15 protein-coding genes are annotated in these 19,625 nt (G+C 69.3%); 6 read left to right on the top strand and 9 right to left on the bottom strand.

Going from position 1 to position 19,625, the window contains the following annotated elements:
• Window positions 1-2: 2 nt before the first annotated feature.
• Genes AB0B64_RS46705 through AB0B64_RS46695 form a run of 3 tightly spaced genes read left to right on the top strand, consistent with a single transcriptional unit; the run spans window position 3 to window position 2,954 of the window.
• The gene (locus AB0B64_RS46705; RefSeq protein WP_358189836.1) at window positions 3-962 is read left to right on the top strand and encodes a sugar ABC transporter permease; all 960 of its coding nucleotides are present in this window, start codon (window positions 3-5) and stop codon (window positions 960-962) included.
• A complete protein-coding gene (locus AB0B64_RS46700) occupies window positions 962-1,789 on the top strand; it encodes a carbohydrate ABC transporter permease (protein WP_357959906.1) in 828 nt (275 codons plus the stop codon). Before AB0B64_RS46705 ends, AB0B64_RS46700 begins: the two co-directional genes overlap by 1 nt.
• 1 nt (window position 1,790) lies before the next feature.
• The gene (locus AB0B64_RS46695; RefSeq protein ID WP_358189817.1) at window positions 1,791-2,954 is read left to right on the top strand and encodes a mandelate racemase/muconate lactonizing enzyme family protein; all 1,164 of its coding nucleotides are present in this window, start codon (window positions 1,791-1,793) and stop codon (window positions 2,952-2,954) included.
• Between the two features lie 53 nt (window positions 2,955-3,007).
• On the opposite strand, the gene AB0B64_RS46690 is transcribed toward AB0B64_RS46695, so the two are convergent.
• Together AB0B64_RS46690 and AB0B64_RS46685 are read right to left on the bottom strand one after the other, a co-directional pair.
• A complete protein-coding gene (locus AB0B64_RS46690) occupies window positions 3,008-4,489 on the bottom strand; it encodes an arabinofuranosidase catalytic domain-containing protein (RefSeq protein ID WP_357959912.1) in 1,482 nt (493 codons plus the stop codon).
• A gap of 333 nt (window positions 4,490-4,822) precedes the next feature.
• Window positions 4,823-5,560, bottom strand: a complete 738-nt coding sequence (locus tag AB0B64_RS46685; protein WP_357959915.1) for a FadR/GntR family transcriptional regulator — start codon at window positions 5,558-5,560, stop codon at window positions 4,823-4,825.
• A gap of 335 nt (window positions 5,561-5,895) precedes the next feature.
• On the opposite strand from AB0B64_RS46685, the gene AB0B64_RS46680 reads away from it, so the two are divergent.
• The 3 genes from AB0B64_RS46680 to AB0B64_RS46670 all read left to right on the top strand — a co-directional run bounded on the left by AB0B64_RS46680 (window position 5,896) and on the right by AB0B64_RS46670 (window position 12,911).
• Window positions 5,896-8,283 carry an RICIN domain-containing protein gene (locus tag AB0B64_RS46680; protein ID WP_358189797.1) on the top strand — a complete coding sequence of 796 codons (2,388 nt, stop codon included), beginning with the start codon at window positions 5,896-5,898 and terminating at the stop codon, window positions 8,281-8,283.
• 88 nt (window positions 8,284-8,371) lie between these two features.
• Window positions 8,372-11,194, top strand: a complete 2,823-nt coding sequence (locus tag AB0B64_RS46675; protein WP_358189788.1) for a carbohydrate-binding protein — start codon at window positions 8,372-8,374, stop codon at window positions 11,192-11,194.
• Window positions 11,195-11,204: 10 nt separating this feature from the next.
• On the top strand, window positions 11,205-12,911 hold the full coding sequence (locus tag AB0B64_RS46670) for a ThuA domain-containing protein (protein ID WP_358189772.1): 1,707 nt from the start codon (window positions 11,205-11,207) through the stop codon (window positions 12,909-12,911).
• Window positions 12,912-12,941: 30 nt separating this feature from the next.
• Here AB0B64_RS46670 and AB0B64_RS46665 read toward each other — a convergent pair whose 3' ends face one another.
• From AB0B64_RS46665 to AB0B64_RS46635, 7 genes are read right to left on the bottom strand one after another with little or no spacing between them, the layout of a single operon-like run.
• Entirely contained in the window at window positions 12,942-14,273 is a 1,332-nt protein-coding gene (locus AB0B64_RS46665) for a nucleotide pyrophosphatase/phosphodiesterase family protein (RefSeq protein ID WP_358189758.1), read from the bottom strand.
• Window positions 14,273-15,385, bottom strand: a complete 1,113-nt coding sequence (gene eboE / locus AB0B64_RS46660) for a metabolite traffic protein EboE (RefSeq protein WP_358190476.1) — start codon at window positions 15,383-15,385, stop codon at window positions 14,273-14,275. The genes AB0B64_RS46665 and eboE overlap by 1 nt, the downstream gene beginning before the upstream one ends.
• 2 nt (window positions 15,386-15,387) lie before the next feature.
• On the bottom strand, window positions 15,388-16,233 hold the full coding sequence (locus tag AB0B64_RS46655) for a TatD family hydrolase (RefSeq protein ID WP_357959930.1): 846 nt from the start codon (window positions 16,231-16,233) through the stop codon (window positions 15,388-15,390).
• Entirely contained in the window at window positions 16,234-16,740 is a 507-nt protein-coding gene (locus AB0B64_RS46650) for an EboA domain-containing protein (protein ID WP_357959933.1), read from the bottom strand.
• Window positions 16,685-17,551 carry a sugar phosphate isomerase/epimerase family protein gene (locus AB0B64_RS46645; RefSeq protein WP_358189738.1) on the bottom strand — a complete coding sequence of 289 codons (867 nt, stop codon included), beginning with the start codon at window positions 17,549-17,551 and terminating at the stop codon, window positions 16,685-16,687. Before AB0B64_RS46645 ends, AB0B64_RS46650 begins: the two co-directional genes overlap by 56 nt.
• Complete coding sequence (locus AB0B64_RS46640) at window positions 17,548-18,393, bottom strand: SCO3242 family prenyltransferase (RefSeq protein ID WP_358189692.1); 846 nt, start codon at window positions 18,391-18,393, stop codon at window positions 17,548-17,550. Before AB0B64_RS46640 ends, AB0B64_RS46645 begins: the two co-directional genes overlap by 4 nt.
• The gene (locus tag AB0B64_RS46635; RefSeq protein WP_358189664.1) at window positions 18,390-19,523 is read right to left on the bottom strand and encodes an inositol-3-phosphate synthase; all 1,134 of its coding nucleotides are present in this window, start codon (window positions 19,521-19,523) and stop codon (window positions 18,390-18,392) included. Before AB0B64_RS46635 ends, AB0B64_RS46640 begins: the two co-directional genes overlap by 4 nt.
• Window positions 19,524-19,625 lie beyond the last annotated feature (102 nt).

Below are 19,625 nucleotides of genomic sequence, written 5' to 3'. Positions count from 1 at the left end.
GGGTGCCGATCGGAGGTCCGTCGCCGTTGGTCCGCCCGGCCGGCTCCGGGCGAGCCGGCGCAGCGACCGTCACGCACCGGGGCGCCCGTACCACCCGTAGGGCGCGCGCCGAGCGCCTCGCGCCCTACGTCCTGGTGGCGCCGGCCGTACTGATCATCGTGGTGTTGCGGCTGTGGCCGCTGGTCCTGGGGGTCAACTTCTCCTTCACCGGTGACGGCGAGCTCAATGGGGCCCCGGTCGGCCTGAGCAACTATCTGGAACTGCTCGGCGACCCGTTGTTCAGCACGTCGCTGCGCAACGTCGGGCTGCTGGTGCTGCTGCTGCCCGTGGCGGTGGCGATCCCCGGCCTGCTCGCGACCTTCATCTATCTGCGGGTGCCCGGTCACCGGGTCTACCGCAGTGTCTACTTCTTCCCGGCCGTGCTCTCACCGGTGATCGTCGGTGCGATCTTCAACCTCATGCTCGGGTTCGACGGCCCGTTGAACGCCGTCCTCGGGGCGGTCGGCGTCGGCCCGGTCGACTGGCTCGGCGATCCGGGCATCGCCATGTTCACGGTTGTCGGCGTGCACATATGGGCGACGTTCGGGATGGCTCTGGTGGTGTTCCTCGCCGGGTTCAGCACCCTGGACGCCTCGCTGCTGGACGCCGCCCGCGTGGACGGCGCCTCGCTTGGCCAGATCATCTGGCACGTGATCATCCCGAGCCTGACGCGCACCATCCAGTTCGTCTTCGTGACCACCATGATCGGAATGCTGACCTCCATGTTCGGCCTGCTCTTCGTCATGACCGGCGGAGGACCAGAGGGTTCGACCTACCTGCCGGAGTTCTACATCTGGCACCAGCAGGGACAGCTGAACCAGCCGGCGCTCGCCTCGGCCGCCTCGACGGTTCTCTTCGTCGTCATGCTCGTGGTGGGGCTCCTGCAGATCACTCTGCTCCGGCGCGCGGGCAGGCAGGACTGATGCCCGGCAGGCGTCCGGCCAGGTGGGTGGCCGCTGTCTCCATGGCCGCTCTCGCGCTGGCGACGATCTATCCTCTCCTGTTCACCGCCAATGTCGCGATGAAGACCCGCCGCGACTACATCCTCGACCGGTTCTCCCCGGCGGGCTCCCTGCGCTGGGACAACCTCGCCGAGGCGTGGGCCGGCGCCGGAATGGCGCGATACTTCGTCAACTCGTTCATCGTCGTGGCATTCGCCGTGGCCCTGCTGCTGCTGTTGGGTTCGATGGCGGGCTTTGCGCTGAGCCAACTGCGCTTCCGCGGATCCTCGGTGATCTTCCTGGGCTGTCTCGCGGGGCTGTTCATCCCCTTCCAGGTGATCATGGTGCCGCTCACCAGGATCATGGCCGACAGCGGGCTCATCGACACCTATCCGGGGCTGATCCTGGCCTACGTCGCGCAGTTCCTGCCGTTCACCGTCTTCCTGATGACGAGCCACTACAGGACCATTCCGGCGGAGATCGTCGACGCGGCCAGGATCGACGGGAACACGGTGTACGGCGTGTACCGGCGGATCATGCTGCCGCTGGGCGTTCCGGCGCTGCTGTCGGTCGGCATCCTCGACGCCTTGTTCTGCTGGAACGACGTGCTCATCTCCCTGCTGATGATGCCGTCGCCCGAGCATCGCACTCTCATGATCGGGGTCAACGCGCTGCGCGGACAGTATTCCGACGACATCCCCACCTTCGCCTCGGGAGTCCTGATCGCCGCGATACCCGTACTGATGATCTATCTGTTCCTCCAGCGGCAGATCGCCGACGGCGTCACCGCCGGTTCCACGAAAGGCTGACATGCGCATCACGGCATATCGGACCACGACGACGGTCCAGAGATGGGGCCGTCCTGTCGGTGACGCCAACGGTGTCTTCGCCGACGGTGTCGTGTCGGTGCCGGTCGTCATGGTGGACACGGACGAGGGGATCACCGGCATCGGCCTCGGGCCGCACGTCGAGATCGACACCGTGTTCGCCGCGATCGAGGGGGAGGACCCGCGCGGCGTGACGGCTCTTTACGACCGCATGCTGCGGCAGACGTTCAAGGCCGGCCACGCCGGAGCCGTGTTCGGCACGATCGGCGCGCTCGACACCGCCCTGTGGGACATCAAGGCACAGGCGGCCGGTGAACCGCTCTGGCGGCTGCTGGGCGGACGCGACCGGCGGGTCCCCGCCTATGCCTCAGGCCTCGACATCGGCCTGACCGACGACGAACTCGTCTCGGCGTACCAGCTCTACGCCCAGCACGGCCTGCGGGCGGCCAAGCTCAAGGGCGGCCTCGACATCGACTGCGACCGGCACCGCCTGACACTGGTACGGGACGTCCTGACCGAGGCGAGGCACGGATCACGGCCGGGCCTGATGCTCGACGTGAACGAGGCCTGGACCCGCAAGCAGGCGGTCCGGCACGTCTGCGAGCTCGAACGCACCCTGGATCTCACCTGGATCGAAGAGCCGGTCCGGAGGTGGGACGCCGAAGGCCTGGCCGTCGTCGGCAACGGCATCCGCGCCTCCGTCGCCACCGGGGAGAACCTGACCGGGCTCGAGCAGTTCCGTCCGCTGTTGGCCACGGGGGCGGTCGACATCGTACAGACGGCCGCGGTCTGGGGGGTGACCCACTTCCTTCGGGTGTCCGCCCTGGCGCACGCCCATGACCTGCCGGTCAGCCCGATCGGCACCACGCCGGTCGGGCTGCTGCACGCCGCGACGTCGGTGCCGAACCACCTGGCCAGCGAGCTGCAGGATCTGCACCCGCCGGTCGGGATCTCGCTCGACCTGTCCATCGAGGACGGCGCCTTCATCCTCGGAGACGCGCCGGGTCTCGGCATCACGATCGACGAGAACGCGATCAACGCGTTCACCCGCCGACCGGACGCCAGGGCCGCGGAAGGCCCCAACATCCGGCCGGAGCACGCCGGACGACGGCTGCTGGCGGTCACCGGCGGCTTCCATCAGACCTAGTGTCATGCGCCTCTCGCCGGCCTCCGGGTCTGTCGAAGGTTCGTGAGACCGGGTCAGCGGTAGCCGGCGGCGATGATGTTGGTCTGGACGGCGTTCTCGGTGGCGTCGGTGGGATAGCCGGCGGTCATGGCTCCTTCGTAGAAGGTTCCGGCGCTGAGATTGGCGCCGCCATCGGGCTTGCAGCAGTCGCCGCCGCTGCCCAAGATGATCGCCCCCTGCTTCTTCATCGGGTTGTAGCCGTTGGGGAGCGGCCCGTCGTACAGGGTGTACAGGTTGCCGGACTGCGCGTTGCTGCCCTTGATGGCGAACCGGCTGGTGCCGTTGTTCTTCAGCGTGGCGGTGACGAACTTGTGGGGGAGGGCCCGCTGGTTGGGGTTCCACGACTGGCTGCCGCCGGGGTACAGACCCCATTCCAGGTCGGCCTGGACCCAGGGGCCGCCCCCGGAACAGCCGCCGAACCAGCACTGGGTACTGAAGTTGATGGCGTCCATGGCGCCGGCGGCGTCGGCCTTCCTGGTCGTCTCGCTGTTGCCGTAGTCGAAGCAGCAGCCGCCGTTGACGTGGGTGCCACTCGTCACCATGTACATGCCCTCGGGCGCGGTCCCCGTGGGCACGCCGGTCAGGTGGCCGTCCCGCCAATAGCTGTTGCCGGGGTTGATGTAGAGCGAGTACGCCTTGCCGCCGCCGACGGTGAGCGACTCGGTGGTCGCGATCGCGGGCCTGCTCTGAGGGGAGCCGGGGACCACGCTGGATCCCTGGTACCACAGGTCGTTGCCCCGCCCGGACTGGTCGTACACGACGGTCATGACGCACGTGGTGCCGGCGCAGAACGAGTCCTGGGCCGCGGCGTCGGCGACACCGCCCGCGGTCAGCACGCCGATGTTCCTGGTCGTGTTGTCGGAGCGCCTGACCTGGTACAGGTTGCCGTTGTAGGAGCCGTAGAGCGCCCGTGTCGTGCTGTGCGCGGCCACGCACGGCGTGCCGCCGGAGGCGTAGATGTCGCACGGGCGCGCGCCGGGCGGCTGCGGGGTCGGGGTCGGCGTCGGGGTGGGCTCGGCTCCGGTGGTCCATTTCTGGTTGGTGCCGCCGTGGCATGTCCAGATCTGCACCTTCGTGCCGTTGGCGGTGCCGGCGCCGCTGACGTCCAGGCACTTGTTCGCGCCGACCGCGGTGACGGAGCCGTCGGCGTTGAGGCGCCACTTCTGGTTGTTCTGGCCATTGCAGTCCCAGATGATCACGCTGGTGCCGTCGACGGTGCCGGCGCCGTAAACGTCCAGGCACTTGGTGCCGTACACCCGCAGCTCACCCGCGGCGGTCGAGGTCCACTGCTGGTTGGCCTGGCCGTTGCAGTCCCAGATCTGCGCCTGCGCGCCGTTCGTCTGCGAGGCGCTGACATCCAGGCAACGCCCCGAGCCCACGCCCACCAGCGGCGTTGTCGCTGCCGAGGCCGGTGCCGACCAGGTCAGGGCGGTGGCCAGGAGCGTTGCCAGCGCCGCCACCACAGCTGCGACGACGGCCGCCCGAGAACGCCTCACACGGCCCGATAAGGGAACGGATGAAGGCTGCATTGTCGTACTCCTTGGAGGTAGGGCGAGACGGAGACAGCCGCGCTCGGAGACCGGTGCGAATCGATTCGCCAACGTACTGATCAACTGAGGAGGGGGAGACAGCGGTGTACGGCGAAGCACATACGACGGGCGGACGGCCTGTCAAGGCTCGGTCCTGTCCGGCTGCCTGCCGGAACCCCTGTCCGGCGGCACTCATCGGCCACGCTCGTAGCCGGGCTCGATGAAACGTTCATCCGCCGTCGGCCCGGCTGATCAGGTCCCGTCAGTGCCCCGCAGGGCGAACCGGTTCGGAGGGCCGGATCACTGGGAGGAGAAGAGGCGCTGCTGGATCTCTCTCCGGTAGTCGTCGAGGGTGTTGTCGATGTGCGTGGCCGCGGCCTGGGCGGCCGCTTCCGGGTCGCCGGCGCGGATGGCCTGGTAGATGGCGTCGTGCTCCTCGACGGCCTTGGCGGCGTGCCCGCCCACCGAGCCGCTCAGCCCGATGAGGTTGGACTGAGCCTGTAGCCTGCGGGCCTCCCGCACCGCCACCTGGAGGAACATGTTGTGCGAGGCCGTGGCGATGGCGGTGTGAAAGGTGTCGTCGCCCTTGTTGAACAGGTCTTCTTGCCCGGTCTCGAAGCCGTGGCGGCACACGCCGGCCGCCTCCTCGATGGCCCTCAGCTCCGCGGGGGTGGCGCGGCGGGCGGCCAGCCTGCTGGTCTCCATCTCCTGCACCCGGCGGAACTCGAACAGCATGTAGACGTGGTCGAGGTCGGTCGGGAGGAAGAAGGAGGCCCAGCGCCCGGTGCCGAACATCCCCTCGTCGTCGGCCACGTACAGGCCGCGGCCCTTCTGAGCGCGTACCCGGCCGAGCGCGGAGAGCAGCTTCACCGCCTCGCGTACCACCGTGCGGCTGGTGCCCAGTTGCCCGGCCAGCTCGATCTCGGTCGGCATGCGGTCACCCGGACGCAGGCCGAGCCGGACGATCAATTCCAGCACCTGCTCGGCCGCCACCTCGTAGCCCGGCCGGTATCCGCTCTCGCGCGGGGTGTCGGTCACCGTGCTTCCTCCTCGCCGTTCTCTGCAAAGTATGACTGATGTGGGTTCCTCCCAAGCTCAGACGTACTGCCGATTAGTACGACACATATGAACGGTTCATACGAGGGCGATCGGCGCGGGTAACCGTGATGGCCTGCATTGCCGCTGGTAAAGAAAGAGATGCGGCTAACTATGGCCATGCGCCAGGTGTGCAAATGGTGAAATAAGCGGGCTTAAGGTCTTGACGGCTATCAATACTCACAACGTAATTAGAGGCGAGGACCCTCAGAAGGGTGTCACCTGCCTGAGCAGCAGGGCGTGACCTGGCCACACCCGTACCCCCCAAAGGAACAACTGTGCAGTCATCTTCGCCCGTCACGGCACTGAGACCGGCTCTGATCGGCATCGTCGCCGCGGCGCTGGCCGCGGCGTTCGCCCTCATCGCCCCCGCCACCCCAGCCCTGGCGGCCACCACGACCCTGTACGCGTCACCCGCCGGCACCGGCACCGCCTGCACCTCCACCCAGCCGTGCTCGCTGTCCGCGGCGCAGACGGCGGTACGCTCGCTGAACGGCGCGATGTCCGGTGACATCGTCGTGGAACTGGCCGACGGGGTGTACCGGCTCTCCGCGCCGCTCCGGCTGGCCGCCGCCGATTCCGGGAACAACGGCTACTCCGTCAAATGGCAGGCCGCGGCGGGCGCCCGTCCCGTCATCAGTGGAGCCAGGGCGGTCACCGGATGGACCGTGGCCGATTCAGGGAAGAACATCTGGCGCGCCGACGTCGGCACGGGAATCGACACCCGGCAGTTGTACGTCAACGGCGCCATCGCCACGCGGGCGCGTACGGCCGTGAACCGGTCGGACCTCACCGCGAGCAGCACCGGCCTGCGGTTCGGCAACAGCGCGCTGAACTATCTGAACAACCTGGCCAACCAGAACCGGGTCGAGATGGAGAGCGTGGGCTCGTTCACGGACCGCTATGTGACGGTGCAGAGCATCAGCGGGAACTTCATCACGATGCAGCAGCCCGGCTGGAACAACAACACCTTCGGGTACGACACCTTCACGCAGCCGCACCGGGCGGGTCCGCTGTACCTGGAGAACGCCTACGAGTTCCTGGACGCGCCGGGGGAGTGGTACATCAACCCCGGGACCGGCGTCCTGTACTACATCCCGGCTGCCGGGCAGAACATGAGCAATGTCAACGTTGAGCTGCCGGTTCTCCAGTCCCTGGTGAACGTCGGAGGCACCTACGACGCACCCGCGCACCACATCACGTTCAGCGGGATCACGTTCACCGGCACGACCTGGCTCGGACCCAGCGGCAACCAGGGCTATGCGGACCAGCAGACCGGCGCCTACATCGCGGGTAACTGGAACTGGCCCGCCGACAGGCTGACCTCCTGCCAGGAGGGCTGCCAGCAGTTCGAGGCCGCGCGGCCGCACTGGCAGCAGATGCCGGCAGCGGTGCAGGTGTCCGCGGCCGGCAACATCACCTTCACCGACTCCCGGTTCGTCAACCTCGGCCAGACGGCCGTGGGCATCGGCAACGACGCCAACGCGCACGCCAGCGGGGTCGGCCTGGGCGCCGGCGACATTACCGTCACCCGGTCCGAGATCGCCCAGAGCTCGGCCGGCGGCATCGTGGTCGGTGGCGTGCGCGCCGACGCGCACCACCCCAGTGACCAGCGCATGGTCAACCGGAACATCACCGTCAGCAACAACCGCATTCACGACCTCGGCCTGGACTACCGGGGCATCGTCTCGGTCCTGACCACCTACGTCACCAACACCGACGTGTCACACAACGAGGTCTACAACCTGCCGTACACCGGCATGTCGATCGGGTACGGCTGGGGCGCCAACGAGCCGGGCGGCAGCAACCAGTACGCCAACCGCGGCCTGTACAACTACCAGCCGCGCTACACCACTCCCACCACCGCGTCCGGCAACAAGCTCGTCGGCAACTACGTGCACGACGTCATGCAGCAGATGACCGATGGGGGCTGTATCTACACGCTGTCGTGGAACCCGAACGCGGTGATCAGCGGCAACCACTGCCTGCGGACCAACGGCTGGTTCGGGATCTACTTCGACGAGGGCTCCAAGTACTACACCGTCACCGGCAACGTGCTCTCGAACACCGGCACCTGGGCCACCGCCAACTACTGGGGCGGCGAGAACATGGGGAACTTCACCGTCACCGGCAACTGGTCGACAAACGGCAGCACCAATGTGACCAACGGCGACCGCGGCAACGTGGTGAACAACAATGTCACCGTCACCAACGGCGCTTGGCCCGCGGGCGCCCAGGCGGTGATGGCGTCCGCCGGTCCCCAGGGCCAGCCTTCGGGGAGCACGAGTGCCTTGAAGGGTGTGGGGTCTGGGCGGTGCCTGGACGTCAGCGGAGCCTCGCAGGCCAACGGCGCGCAGGCGCAGATCTGGGACTGTAACGGCCAGGCCAACCAGCAGTGGACCTCGACCGCCGCGGGTGAGCTGCGGGTGTACGGCGGCAAGTGCCTGGACGTGAACGGGGCCGGGACGGCGGACGGCACCGCGGTGATCATCTGGGACTGCAACGGCCAGAACAACCAGAAGTGGCGCCTCAACTCCGACGGCACCGTCACCGCGGTCGGCGCGAACAAGTGCCTGGACGTCACCGGCTCCGGCACCGCCAACGGCACCAAGGCACGCATCTGGACCTGCACCGGAGGCACCAACCAGAAGTGGGCGCGCGCCTGACACCGTCTGGCGACGCGCCCTCGGCACCCCCATTCTCGGGGGACGAGAAAGCTTTCGCTCGAATCGATTCGATAGCAGAGGAACGCTCATGTCCCGACGTCCGTGGCTCACCTTGCTGACCACGATGGCGCTGATCATTCCCGGAGCGCTCGCGCTCGACGCCTCCCCGGCGAACGCCCTCGCCATTCCGGCGGCCGACTACCAGCAGGTGTCTCTCGCGTCGGGAGGCGCCGAGCTGGGTGAGGCGATGTCGCTGGCCGTGATGCCGAACCGGTCGGTGGTGCACACGGCGCGCGACGGTACGGTGCGCGTCACCGATGTCAACGGCAACACGAAGGTGGCCGGCAGGCTCAACGTCTACAGTCACGACGAGGAGGGCCTGCAGGGTGTGGCGGTGGACCCCGACTTCGCGTCCAACCGGTACATCTGGCTCTACTACTCGCCGCGGCTGAGCACGCCGAACGGTGATGCGCCGAGCAACGGCACGCAGGCGCAGTTCGACCAGTGGAAGGGCGAGCTGCACGTGTCCCGGTTCACCCTCAAGCCGGACGACACTCTCGACATGGCCAGCGAGAAGGTGGTCCTGCAGGTCCAGAACGACCGCGGCCTGTGCTGTCACGTGGGCGGGGACCTCGACTTCGACGCTGCCGGAAACCTTTATCTGACCACCGGCGACGACAGCAACCCCTTCGAGTCGAGCGGCTACTCCCCGCTGGACGAGCGGACCGACCGCAACCCGCAGTTCGACGCCCAGCGCTCGGCCGGCAACACCAACGACCTGCGCGGCAAGCTCCTGCGCATCAAGCCGCAGCCCGACGGCACCTACACGATCCCCAGCGGCAACCTGTTCCCGCCGGGGACGGCGAAGACCCGGCCGGAGATCTACGCGATGGGCTTCCGCAACCCGTTCCGGATGAGCGTGGACAAGGCGACCGGCATCGTCTACCTCGGCGACTACGGGCCGGACGCGGGTGTGACCAACGCCAACCGGGGGCCGAGCGGGCAGGTGGAGTTCGACCGCATCACCGGTCCCGGCAACTACGGATGGCCGTACTGCACGGGCACGAACACCACCAGCGAGACCTACAACGAATGGAACTTCGCCACCAACAGCACCGGTCCGAAGTACAACTGCGCGGGCGGCCCGACCAACAACTCCTTCCGTAACACCGGCCTGACCACGCTGCCTGCGGCGAAGCCGGCGTGGATCAGGTACGCGGGGGACGCCGGAAGCCCGCCGGAGTTCGGCTCCGGATCGGAGTCGCCGATGGGTGGTCCGGTCTACCGTTACGACCCCAACCTGAACTCGGCCGTCAAGTTCCCCCAGGCGCTCGACGGGCGGTATTTCGCCGGTGAGTACGGCCGGCGCTGGATCAAGGCGATCGAGGTCAAGCCGGACGGCGCCTATGGGGAGATCTCGGCGTTCCCTTGGTCGGGGACGCAGGTGATGGACATGGCCTTCGGTCCTGACGGGGCCCTGTACGTCCTCGACTACGGCGACGGGAACAACAACCAGGCGCTGTATCGCATCGAGTACATCGGCAGTGCCAACCGCAATCCGATCGCCAAGGCGTCCGCCGACAAGACGTCTGGACCGGCTCCGCTGACGGTGAACTTCTCCGCGGCGGGCAGCTCCGACCCGGAGGGCGGCGCGCTGACGTACTCGTGGAACTTCGGCGACGGCACCACCTCCACGGCGGCGAATCCGAGCAAGACCTACACCACGAACGGCGCCTACACGGCGACGCTCACGGTCCGGGACCCGCAGGGCCTCACCGGCACGGCAAGCGTGATCGTGAACGTCGGCAACACCGCGCCGACGGTCATCCTCACCACCCCCTCCGCCGGACAGCTGTTCTCCTTCGGCGACACCGTTCCCTTCCAGGTCACCGTCAGCGACCCGGAGGACGGCACGATCGACTGCGCCGGGGTCACCGTCGCCTACTTCCTCGGCCACGACAGCCACCGCCACCAGATCACCTCCACGACCGGCTGCTCAGGCTCCATCTCGGTGCCGGTCGACGGTGAGCATGACGCCGCGGCCAACATCTACGGCGTCTTCGAGGCCTCCTACACCGACAAGGGCGGTCTGACCTCCACCAGCGACCGTACCCTCCAGCCGCGGCATCGGCAGGCCGAGCACTTCGGCGCCCAGCAGGGCATCCAGACGGCCGACCACGCCACCGCGGAAGGCGGCAAGACGGTCGGCTTCACCGACGACGGCGACTGGATCTCCTTCCAGCCGTACAACCTGGGCAACGCGACGAGGATCACCGCCCGGGTCTCCTCGGCCGGCGCGGGCGGCCGGATCGAGGTGCGGGCAGGCTCGGCGACGGGCACACTGCTGGGAACGGTGAACGTGGCGAGCACCGGCAGCTGGGACACCTTCACCGACGTCTCGGCGAACCTCAGCGGCGCGCCGGCCGGCACCACGACGCTCTATCTGGTCTTCCGCGGCCCGACCGGACAGGGTTACCTGTTCGACGTGGACGACTTCACTCTCGACACCGGCACCCCGCCCTCGGGGAGCACGAGTGCGTTCAAGGGTGTGGGGTCGGGGCGGTGCCTGGACGTCAGCGCCTCGCCGGCCAACGGCGCGCAGGCGCAGCTCTGGGACTGCAACGGGCAGTCGAACCAGCAGTGGACGTCGACCGCCGCGGGTGAGCTGCGGGCCTCTGGCGGCAAGTGCCTGGACGTGAGCGGGGCCGGGACGGCGGACGGCGCCGCGGTGATCATCTGGGACTGCAATGGTCAGAGCAACCAGAAGTGGCGCCTCAACGCCGACGGCACCATCACGGCGGTGGGGGCGAACAAGTGCCTGGACGTCACCGGCTCCGGCACCGCCAACGGCACCAAGATGCGCATCTGGACGTGCACCGGAGCAACCAACCAGCGCTGGACCCGCGTCTGAAAGGACACCCATGCCGAGCGACCGAAAGACATCTGTGCTGCGACGCCTCTCAGTGACGGTGGCGGCGATCACCGCCGTCGCGACGGTGATCCCCGCCATCCCCGCCCAGGCCGCCGCCTACAAGGTGCTGGTGTTCTCCAAGACGGCCGGATTCCGGCACGACTCGATCCCCAACGGGATCCAGGCCATCCGCGACCTGGGGGCCGCCAACGACTTCGCGGTCGATGCCACCGAGGACTCGAACGCCTTCAGCACGGCCAACCTTGCCCAGTACAAGGCGGTGGTGTTCCTCAGCACCACCGGTGACGTGCTGAACGACAACCAGCAGACCGCCTTCCAGACGTACGTGGACGGCGGGGGCGGCTACGTCGGGGTGCATTCGGCCGCGGACACCGAGTACAGCTGGGCCTACTACGGGCAGCTGATGGGGGCCTGGTTCAACAACCACCCGGCGATCCAGCAGGCCACCGTACGGAACGAGGACCGGGCGCACGCCGCGACCGCTCACCTGGGGGTGACCTGGTCGCGTACCGACGAGTGGTACAACTACCGCACCAACCCCCGCCCGAACGTCCGGGTGCTCCAGAGCCTGGACGAGGGCAGCTACAGCGGCGGCGGCATGGGCGATCACCCGATCACCTGGTGCCACCCTCAGTCCTCCGGCCGCGCGTTCTACACCGGCCTGGGGCACACCAAAGAGTCGTACGCCGATCCGAACTTCCGCACGCTGCTGCTCGGCGGAATCCGGTACGCGGCCAAGGCCACCAACGCCGACTGCCGCCCGGAGACGGGGTACACGACGTTGTACAACGGCTCGACGACGGGCTGGTCGCAGGCCGGGCCGGGGTCGTTCGCCAACAGCGACGCCACGCTGACCTCCCAGGGCGGCATGGGCATGCTGTGGTACAACGCCAAGGAGTTCCGCTCCTACTCCGTCAAGCTCGACTGGAAGATGACCGGCGACTCCAACTCCGGCGTGATCGTCGGTTTCCCGGCCACCAGCGACCCCGACGCGGCGCTCAGCACCGGATATGAGGTGCAGATCGACGCGACCGACACCCCGGACAAGACGACCGGGGCGATCTACGGGTTCAAGACGGCCGACATCGCCGCCCGCGACGCGGCGCTGAACCCGCCGGGTCAGTGGAACACTTATGAGCTGCTGGTGGAGGGCGAGCGGCTGCAGGTGTTCCTGAACGGCACCAGAATCAACGACTTCACCAACGCCGATCCGGTCCGCTCGCTCCAGCAGGGCTACATCGGCATCCAGAACCACGGGTCCGGCGACGTGGTGTCATTCCGCAACATCCGCGTCAAGGAACTGGCCGGCACACCGGGCGGCTCGGGCGCCCTCAAGGGCGTGGGGTCCGGGCGGTGCCTGGACGTCAGCGCCTCGCCGGCCAACGGCGCGCAGGCGCAGCTCTGGGACTGCAACGGCCAGGCCAACCAGCAGTGGACCTCGACCGCCGCGGGTGAGCTGCGGGCCTCTGGCGGCAAGTGCCTGGACGTGAACGGGGCCGGGACGGCGGACGGCACCGCGGTGATCATCTGGGATTGCAACGGGCAGAACAACCAGAAGTGGCGCCTCAACTCCGACGGCACCGTCACCGCGGTCGGGGCGAACAAGTGCCTGGACGTCGGTGCCACCGCCAACGGCACCAAGGCGCGCATCTGGAGCTGCACCGGAGGAACCAACCAGCGCTGGACCCGCGTCTGAGGCCGATATGGCGGCCCGGGGTGTCCGCGGTCAGCGGCTTCTCCGGGCCAGACCGGCCAGGAGGTCCTTGACCTCGGTCGCCTCGTAGGAGTCACGGTCGAAGGGGCCGATGATGAGCGGGCCGTCGTCGGGGAGGTCGGGCAACCGGCCGTGACTGCCCCGCACCGGCGCCGGGTCGAGCGGCACCACCCGCATCGTGTAGCGGAAGCCCAGTTTCTTCCTGGCCAGCGCCGCCGCCGCACGGAGCTTGACGAACGGATCATTCGGGTCCATGAACAGCTCGGCGGGGTCGTAGCCGGGTTTGCGGTGGATGTCCACGAGCCTGGCGAAATCCGGGGCGCGGTCGTCGGAGAGCCAGTAGTAGTAGGTGAACCAGGCGTCAGGTTCCGCGACCGCGACGAGTTCGCCGGCGCGTTCGTGGTCGAGCCCGTACTTCGCCCTCCCCGCGAGGTCGAGCACCTCGTCCACGCCGGTCAGCTCGGCGACGACGGCGCAGGTGCGGCCGAGGTCGGCCGGATCGCGCACGTACACGTGGGCCACCTGGTGGTCGGCGACGGCGAAGGCCCGGGACGTCCACGGGTCGAGGTACTCCATCCCGGCCTGGGTGTGGACCTCCAGGAGACCCGCGGTCCGCAGCGCCCGGTTGATGTCCACCGGGCGGGACACCGGGGTGATGCCGTACTCCGAGAGCACGACCACCTCGGCGTCCTCGGCCAGGAGCGGAGCCAGCGCGGCGTCGACGGCGCGGGCCGCCGCGATGGCCTCGGGACCGGCGGGGCCGTACCGCTGGAGGTCGTAGTCGAGGTGAGGCACGTAGACCAGCAGCAGATCCGGCCGTTCGCGGGCCAGGATGCGGCGGGCCGCGGCGATGATCCATTCGGACGAGGTGATCCCCGCGTTGGGGCCCCAGTAGGTGAAGAGGGGGAACGGCCCCAGCGCGGCCTCGAGGTCGTCGTGAAGTGAGGGCGGGCGGGTGTAGCAGTCGGGCGACTTGCGGCCGTCGGCGTGGTAGACGGGGCGCGGGGTGACGAGGAGGTCGGTCGGCGCGCCCATCGCATACCACCAGCAGACGTTGGCGGTGCGCAGGCCGGGCGCCGCGGTCCACAGCTGGTCACCCTGGATGAGCGCGTTGTGCTGGCGCCACAGCAGCACCTCGCCGAGGTCCCGGAAGTACCACCCGTTGCCGACGATGCCGTGGTCGCGGGGCATCGAACCGGTCAGCAGAGTGGCCTGCATCGAACAGGTGACGGCCGGGAGCACGGGCCGCAGCGCGGCCGCCGCGCCCGCCTTCGCCACGTTCGGCATGTGCGCGAGCAGGCGCGGGGTGAGCCCGACGACATTGATCACGATCAGCGGTGCCATCACGTCTCCTTCAGCCCGAGGGCGGCGAGCTGTCCCCGCATCCAGTCGAGCTCGGCGGCGATGCCTTCCGCGACATCGGCCGGCGCGCCGGGAAGCACGTTCCACGTGTAGGTCTCCACCTCGACGTGCCTGGTCAGCGGCCGTTCTCCGCCGAGGAGCACGTTCAGCAGGTCACGCAGGTAGGGGGCGCTGGTGGCGAGCGGAGGGGGCGGCGCGTCGTGCAGCGGGACGTGGAAGTGCACGCGCCAGCTCTCGTCCGCGGGCAGGCCGCCGGACAGGGCCTCGCCCAGGTCATCGGCGTATCCGGTGGCGGAGCGCGTCTGGTGGAGGAAGCGGGCCTCGTCGAACGCGGCCAGCGCCCGCTGTGCTCCCGGTGGGGCCACCAAGGCGCACGACGCCTGGAGCTTCACGATGGGCAGCCCGGTGCGGGCGCCCGCGCCGGGTTCCTCGAAGCCCACGGCCATGTGGCAGGCGTCCAGGCAGAGGCCCAGGTGGTCATGATCCACGCCGCTCAGCAGGGCGGTAGCCTGGGGCGTCGTCTCGACGATGCAACCGGGCTCCGGCTCGAAGCCCAGCCGGATCACCTTGCCGGTACGGCCGGCCAGCGCGCGCAAGCCCTGGGCGACCGCGTCGAGATTGGCCATGACCGCCGCCGCTTTCTCTTTCGTCCACCCGGTCCGCCAGGCGAGGGGGAGGGTCGAGATCGTGCCCTCGGTGACGCCGTCCGGCAGCAGCGCGGCGAGGATCTCGGCGAGCCCGAGCGTGTAACGCAGCCGCTCCGCGTCGGCCCAGTCAGGGGTGTAGACGCGGTACTTCACGATCTCGTCGTGGAAGCCGCGGTAGGGGAACCCGTTGAGGGTCACGACCTCCAGCCCGAGCGCGGTCAGCCGCTCGCGCAGCCCGGCGAGTTCCCCGGGCCGGGCGAGGAGGTCCGCGGCGGCGTGCTGGGACAGCCACAGCCCGAGCCCGAGCCGTTCGACGCCGAGCAGGCGCCTGACCCGCGCGGCGACGCCGGACAGCTGACCGTGGATGCCGGGGAGATCCTCGGCGGCGTGGACGTTGGTGCAGTAGGACAGGTGCACCGTCGAGCCGTCCGGATGGCGCAGCCGCATGGTCACCCCCGCTTGATCGTGTTGCCGGCGTGGTCGGGGCCGGCTTCCGAGCCGGTCTCGAGGTCGAGGCGGCCGCTCTGCCCGTAGAAGGCGACCGGATTGCGCCACAGCACCCGGTCCACGTCGTCCTCGCCGAAACCGGCCGCGAGCATGACGTCGGCCACCTCACGTGTCTTGAGCGGGTCGCTCCGTCCCCAGTCGGCGGCCGAGTTCACCAGAATCCTGTCCGTGCCGTACTCCTTGAGCAGGGCCACCATCCGGTCCGGGTCCATCTTGGTGTCGGGGTAGATCGAGAACCCCATCCAGCAGCCGGAGTCCGCGACCATGCCGACGGTCATCTCGTTGAGGTGGTCGATGAGCACCCGTTCGGGGGGTATCCCGGCGTCCCGTACCACGTGGAGGGTGCGGCGGGTGCCCGCGGCCTTGTCCCGATGCGGAGTGTGCACGAGCACCGGAAGGTCATTCTCCTGCGCCAGGGCGAGCTGGGCCTCGAAGGCCCGTTCCTCCTCCGCCGTCATCGAGTCGTAGCCGACCTCGCCGACCGCGACGACGGAGTCTTTCAGCAGGTATCGCGGCAACTCGGCCAGCACCCCCACGCACCGCGCATCGTTCGCCTCCTTCGGGTTGAGCGCGAGCGCGCAGTGGTGGTGGATGCCGTACTGCGCGGCGCGGTACGGCTCCCAGCCGAGCAGCGCGTCGAAGTAGTCGAGGAAGCTGCCCACGTTGGTACGGGGCTGCCCCAGCCAGAAGGCGGGTTCGACCACGGCCCGGACCCCCGCGGCGTACATGCGCTGGTAGTCGTCGGTGGTCCGGGAGGTCATGTGGATGTGGGGGTCGAAGATGCGCATTCAGCTCCTCTCCAGGATGTCGCTCGGGACGGGCCGGCCGGCCGCCCGCAGCTCCGCCGCGTAGTCCGACAGCATCCGGGCCAGTTCGGCGTCGAAGCGGCGGTCCAGCCCGGCCACCGCCGCCAGGGGGATCGACATGAAGACGCACTTGAGCACTCCTTGACGGAAGGAGTGGTCGTCCAGCCACGCCGAGCCGTACGGGCCGAGAGCCGCGGCGACCAGCCGCGTGTCATTGGTGCGCAGCGCGTCCTCCACCAGCCCGACCGCCGTCCCTTCTGAATCGAGCTCATGCAGGACGGTCAGGATCGCCAGCCTCTCGCCGCTGTCGCCGGCCTCGTACAGGCCGTGGATCACCGCGTGGTCGCCGTGCAGCGCGCCGAGCAGCGCGCGTCGGGCGCCGGGGCCGCCCCGCCGTTCGGCCTGCGCGAAGAGCCGGTGGATCGCGTACGGGTCAGCCTCGACCTGCCGGACGGCCTGTGCCAGCCACTCCTGCGCCGGCTCCTTCATGTGCCCTCCTCAAGAAGTCGATCGAGCGGCGGGCGACCTGCGGGGCCGCATGGCTGTGCCGGGCCAGCTCCACGGCCACCAGACCCGAGTAGCCGTGCAGAGCGGCGAGCACCGGCACGAAGTCGATCTCACCCTCGCCGAATTCCAGGTGCTCGTGGACCTCGCGGCGCATGTCCTCGATCTGCACGTGCACGGTGTACGGCAGCGCCCGGCGGATACAGGTGCCCAGGTCCTCCCGCTCCACGCAGTGGCAGTGCCCGATGTCGAGGGTGAGACCGAACCGGTCATGGCCGCCGAGCATCGCGCGCAGCCGCTCGAAGCCGTCCAGGTCGGCGACGAGCATCCCGGGTTCCGGTTCGAATCCCAGCGTGACGCCCACCTGGTCGGCCTCGTCGAGCAGCCGTGCGCACTGGCGGGCCAGCCGCGTGTACGCCTCCGCCTCCGGCATGCCGTCGGGGCGGACCCCACTCCACAGGTGCACCACGGGAGCGCCCAGATCGGCGGCGACCCGCATCGCCGTGGTCAGAAACTCCACTCTGCGCTCGGCGTTGTCGCTGATGAGGGTCGGATGGTGTTTGCGCAGGGGATCGAGGGTGTAACGCCCGCCCGTCTCGACGACGGCATCGAGGCCCAGGCGTTCGAGGAGCCCGGCGATTCGCGACACCGCCGCAGCCAGGCCGGGGGAGTGGGGGTCGAGATGACCGTGGTCGAGCGTGATCGCCGCACCGGTGTACCCCAGATCGGCCAGGACCGCCAGCGCCTCGGGGAGCCGGTGGCCGGCGAAGCCGTTGGTGCAGTAGGCCCACTTCACGATGTCGCCAGCCGGGATGAGAGCCACCTTCCCAGCGGCAGCGAACACAGCAGCGCGCCCGCCGTCGCGAACCGCCCGCCACCGGCGACCGCCGCCGCCTGGAGCGGGATCAGGCCGAGGATGCTCAGGCGGACGGCCTGCCGGACGTTCTCGGGGTCGGGACGGGCCCGCAACCCGGCCTGGACCGGGAGGGTGAAGGCGAGATAGCCGGCGATGAGGACGCCCGCTCCGGCCCGGGCGGCGGCTCGGTTGCCTACACAGGAGGCGGCTGCGAGACCGGCCGCCGCGGTGCTGGCCACGAGCGCGCGCTCGGCGGTCCCGCGTGCCGCCCCCGTTACCTCGGCCCGGCCCAGGACGCTGATCCCGTAAGTGTGCGCACCTATCGCCAGCGCCGTCGGCACGGCGGCCCTGACCTGCTCGCCCGCGCCCAGAAGCACGTCGAGCACGCGGCAGGCCGCCATGGAGGCCGGTCCCGCCGCCGTCCGTTTGAGGCCCAGGTCGTAGGCCCACACCGCGCCGGCCAGCAGGCCGGCCACGGTGAGAGCGCGACGGCCGCCGGCGAGGGCGGCGGTGGCCAGGCCCGCGCCGCTCAGGGCGGCCGCGAGCCCGAGCGCGGCGCCCGGGCGAACCCGGCCTGACGGGATCGGGCGTTCAGGACGCTCGACGGCGTCCGCCTCACGGTCGGCCCAGTCGTTGAGCGCCATTCCCGACCAGTACATGAGCACCGACGCCAGGGCCAGGCCGGGTGCCGGCATCCGCCCCGCGGCGGCGGCCCCCGCCATGGTGTCCCCCGGCACCGACAGTGCGGCCGGGGCGCGGACCAGCTCGAGCAGCGCCCTCACGACAGCTCCTCGGCGAAGGCGCGCAGCCGGGCGTACTGGGCGGCCAGCGCGTGCTCGTCCGTCCCCAGCGGGCTCTTGAAGAAGTAGCCGAGCTCGGGCAGGACGCCGTGCCGCCCTTTCTCGTGCGCACGGGCGACCAGCCGGGCCAGGTCCAGGACGAGCGGAGCGGCCAGCGCCGAATCGCAGCCCTGCCAGGTGAACTGCAACGTCATCCGCACGCCGAGAAAGCCCTCGAATGTTACGTGGTCCCAGGCGGTCTTCCACTCTCCGAGATCCGGGACGTAGTCGATGTGCGTCTCACCCTCGACGGGTCCTCCCAGGACCTTCGCGACGACCTGGTCCTTGGAGAGCTGTTTGCTGGACCTGGCGGCCGGATCGGCGAGGGTCGCCCCGTCGCCGCCGCCGAGGAGGTTGAGCCCGGACCAGGAGCGGACCCGCAGTGCCCGGTCGGCGAACATGGGCGCCAGGGCGCTCTTGACCAGGGTCTCGCCGGTCTTGCCGTCGCGTCCCGCGTACGGCACGCCCCGCCGGGCGGCGAGTTCCGCCAGGGCGGGAAGGGCCGGCCCGGTGGAAGGGGTGAACTCCACATAGCCGCACCCGGCGTGGAACGCCGCATAGGCGTACAGCGAACTCGGCGGCAGGACGTCGTCCCCCGCGGCGAGCCGCTCCTCGAGATCGGCCAGCCTCTCGAACTCCGGACGCGAATCCACCGGGGGCTCGGTCGACGACACGTTGACGACGACCACCCGGGCCAGCCCGTGCCGGGCCCGGAAGCCGGCGATGTCGTCGATCAGCCGGGTCGCGGCCCGGCCGCCGTCGCCGGGGACGTGACCCGGCCGGATCTCGGCGTCTGCGGCGTCCAGGTCGCAGGCGAGCAGCCCCGGCAGGTCCGGTGATATGACTCCTGCTCTGCCCAGCTGTTCGGCGCGCTTGCGTAAGGAGGTCTCGGTGATGTCATGGCCGCCGAAGGCCAGGTCGGTCAGCGGAACCAGGTGCCAGGGAAAGCCGGGGGACTCGCTCACGCATCCTTGCGGGGCGGCAGCTCCTGCCCTGATGGCCGCGGCTCCCACGATGGCAGTGGTCGCCACGGATCCCCGTGCCCCGATAAGCCACACACCGAGCTTGTCCATGAAAGCTCCATCGTGTCGGGACTATCCCCGCATGCGGAAGGCATCCGGTATGTAAGTCTCCGTGATGGTAAGAGCCATTTTTGTCGATGGTCAAGCATAAGA

The organism is Nonomuraea sp. NPDC049129, from assembly GCF_040648495.1.
In the GTDB taxonomy this organism is placed as follows: Bacteria; Actinomycetota; Actinomycetes; order Streptosporangiales; family Streptosporangiaceae; genus Nonomuraea.
Note: the sequence above shows the minus strand (reverse complement) of the source record. Positions and strands in the feature narration are given on the sequence as shown.

What these genes read in the sequence shown, in the direction of transcription:
- AB0B64_RS46700 (WP_357959906.1), top strand. Translation starts at nt 962, where the DNA reads ATGCCCGGCAGGCGTCCGGCCAGGTGGGTGGCCGCTGTCTCCATGGCC.
- AB0B64_RS46695 (WP_358189817.1), top strand. Translation starts at nt 1,791, where the DNA reads ATGCGCATCACGGCATATCGGACCACGACGACGGTCCAGAGATGGGGC.
- AB0B64_RS46675 (WP_358189788.1), top strand. Translation starts at nt 8,372, where the DNA reads ATGTCCCGACGTCCGTGGCTCACCTTGCTGACCACGATGGCGCTGATC.
- AB0B64_RS46670 (WP_358189772.1), top strand. Translation starts at nt 11,205, where the DNA reads ATGCCGAGCGACCGAAAGACATCTGTGCTGCGACGCCTCTCAGTGACG.
- AB0B64_RS46665 (WP_358189758.1), bottom strand. Translation starts at nt 14,273, where the DNA reads ATGGCACCGCTGATCGTGATCAATGTCGTCGGGCTCACCCCGCGCCTG.
- eboE (WP_358190476.1), bottom strand. Translation starts at nt 15,385, where the DNA reads ATGCGGCTGCGCCATCCGGACGGCTCGACGGTGCACCTGTCCTACTGC.
- AB0B64_RS46655 (WP_357959930.1), bottom strand. Translation starts at nt 16,233, where the DNA reads ATGCGCATCTTCGACCCCCACATCCACATGACCTCCCGGACCACCGAC.
- AB0B64_RS46650 (WP_357959933.1), bottom strand. Translation starts at nt 16,740, where the DNA reads ATGAAGGAGCCGGCGCAGGAGTGGCTGGCACAGGCCGTCCGGCAGGTC.
- AB0B64_RS46635 (WP_358189664.1), bottom strand. Translation starts at nt 19,523, where the DNA reads ATGGACAAGCTCGGTGTGTGGCTTATCGGGGCACGGGGATCCGTGGCG.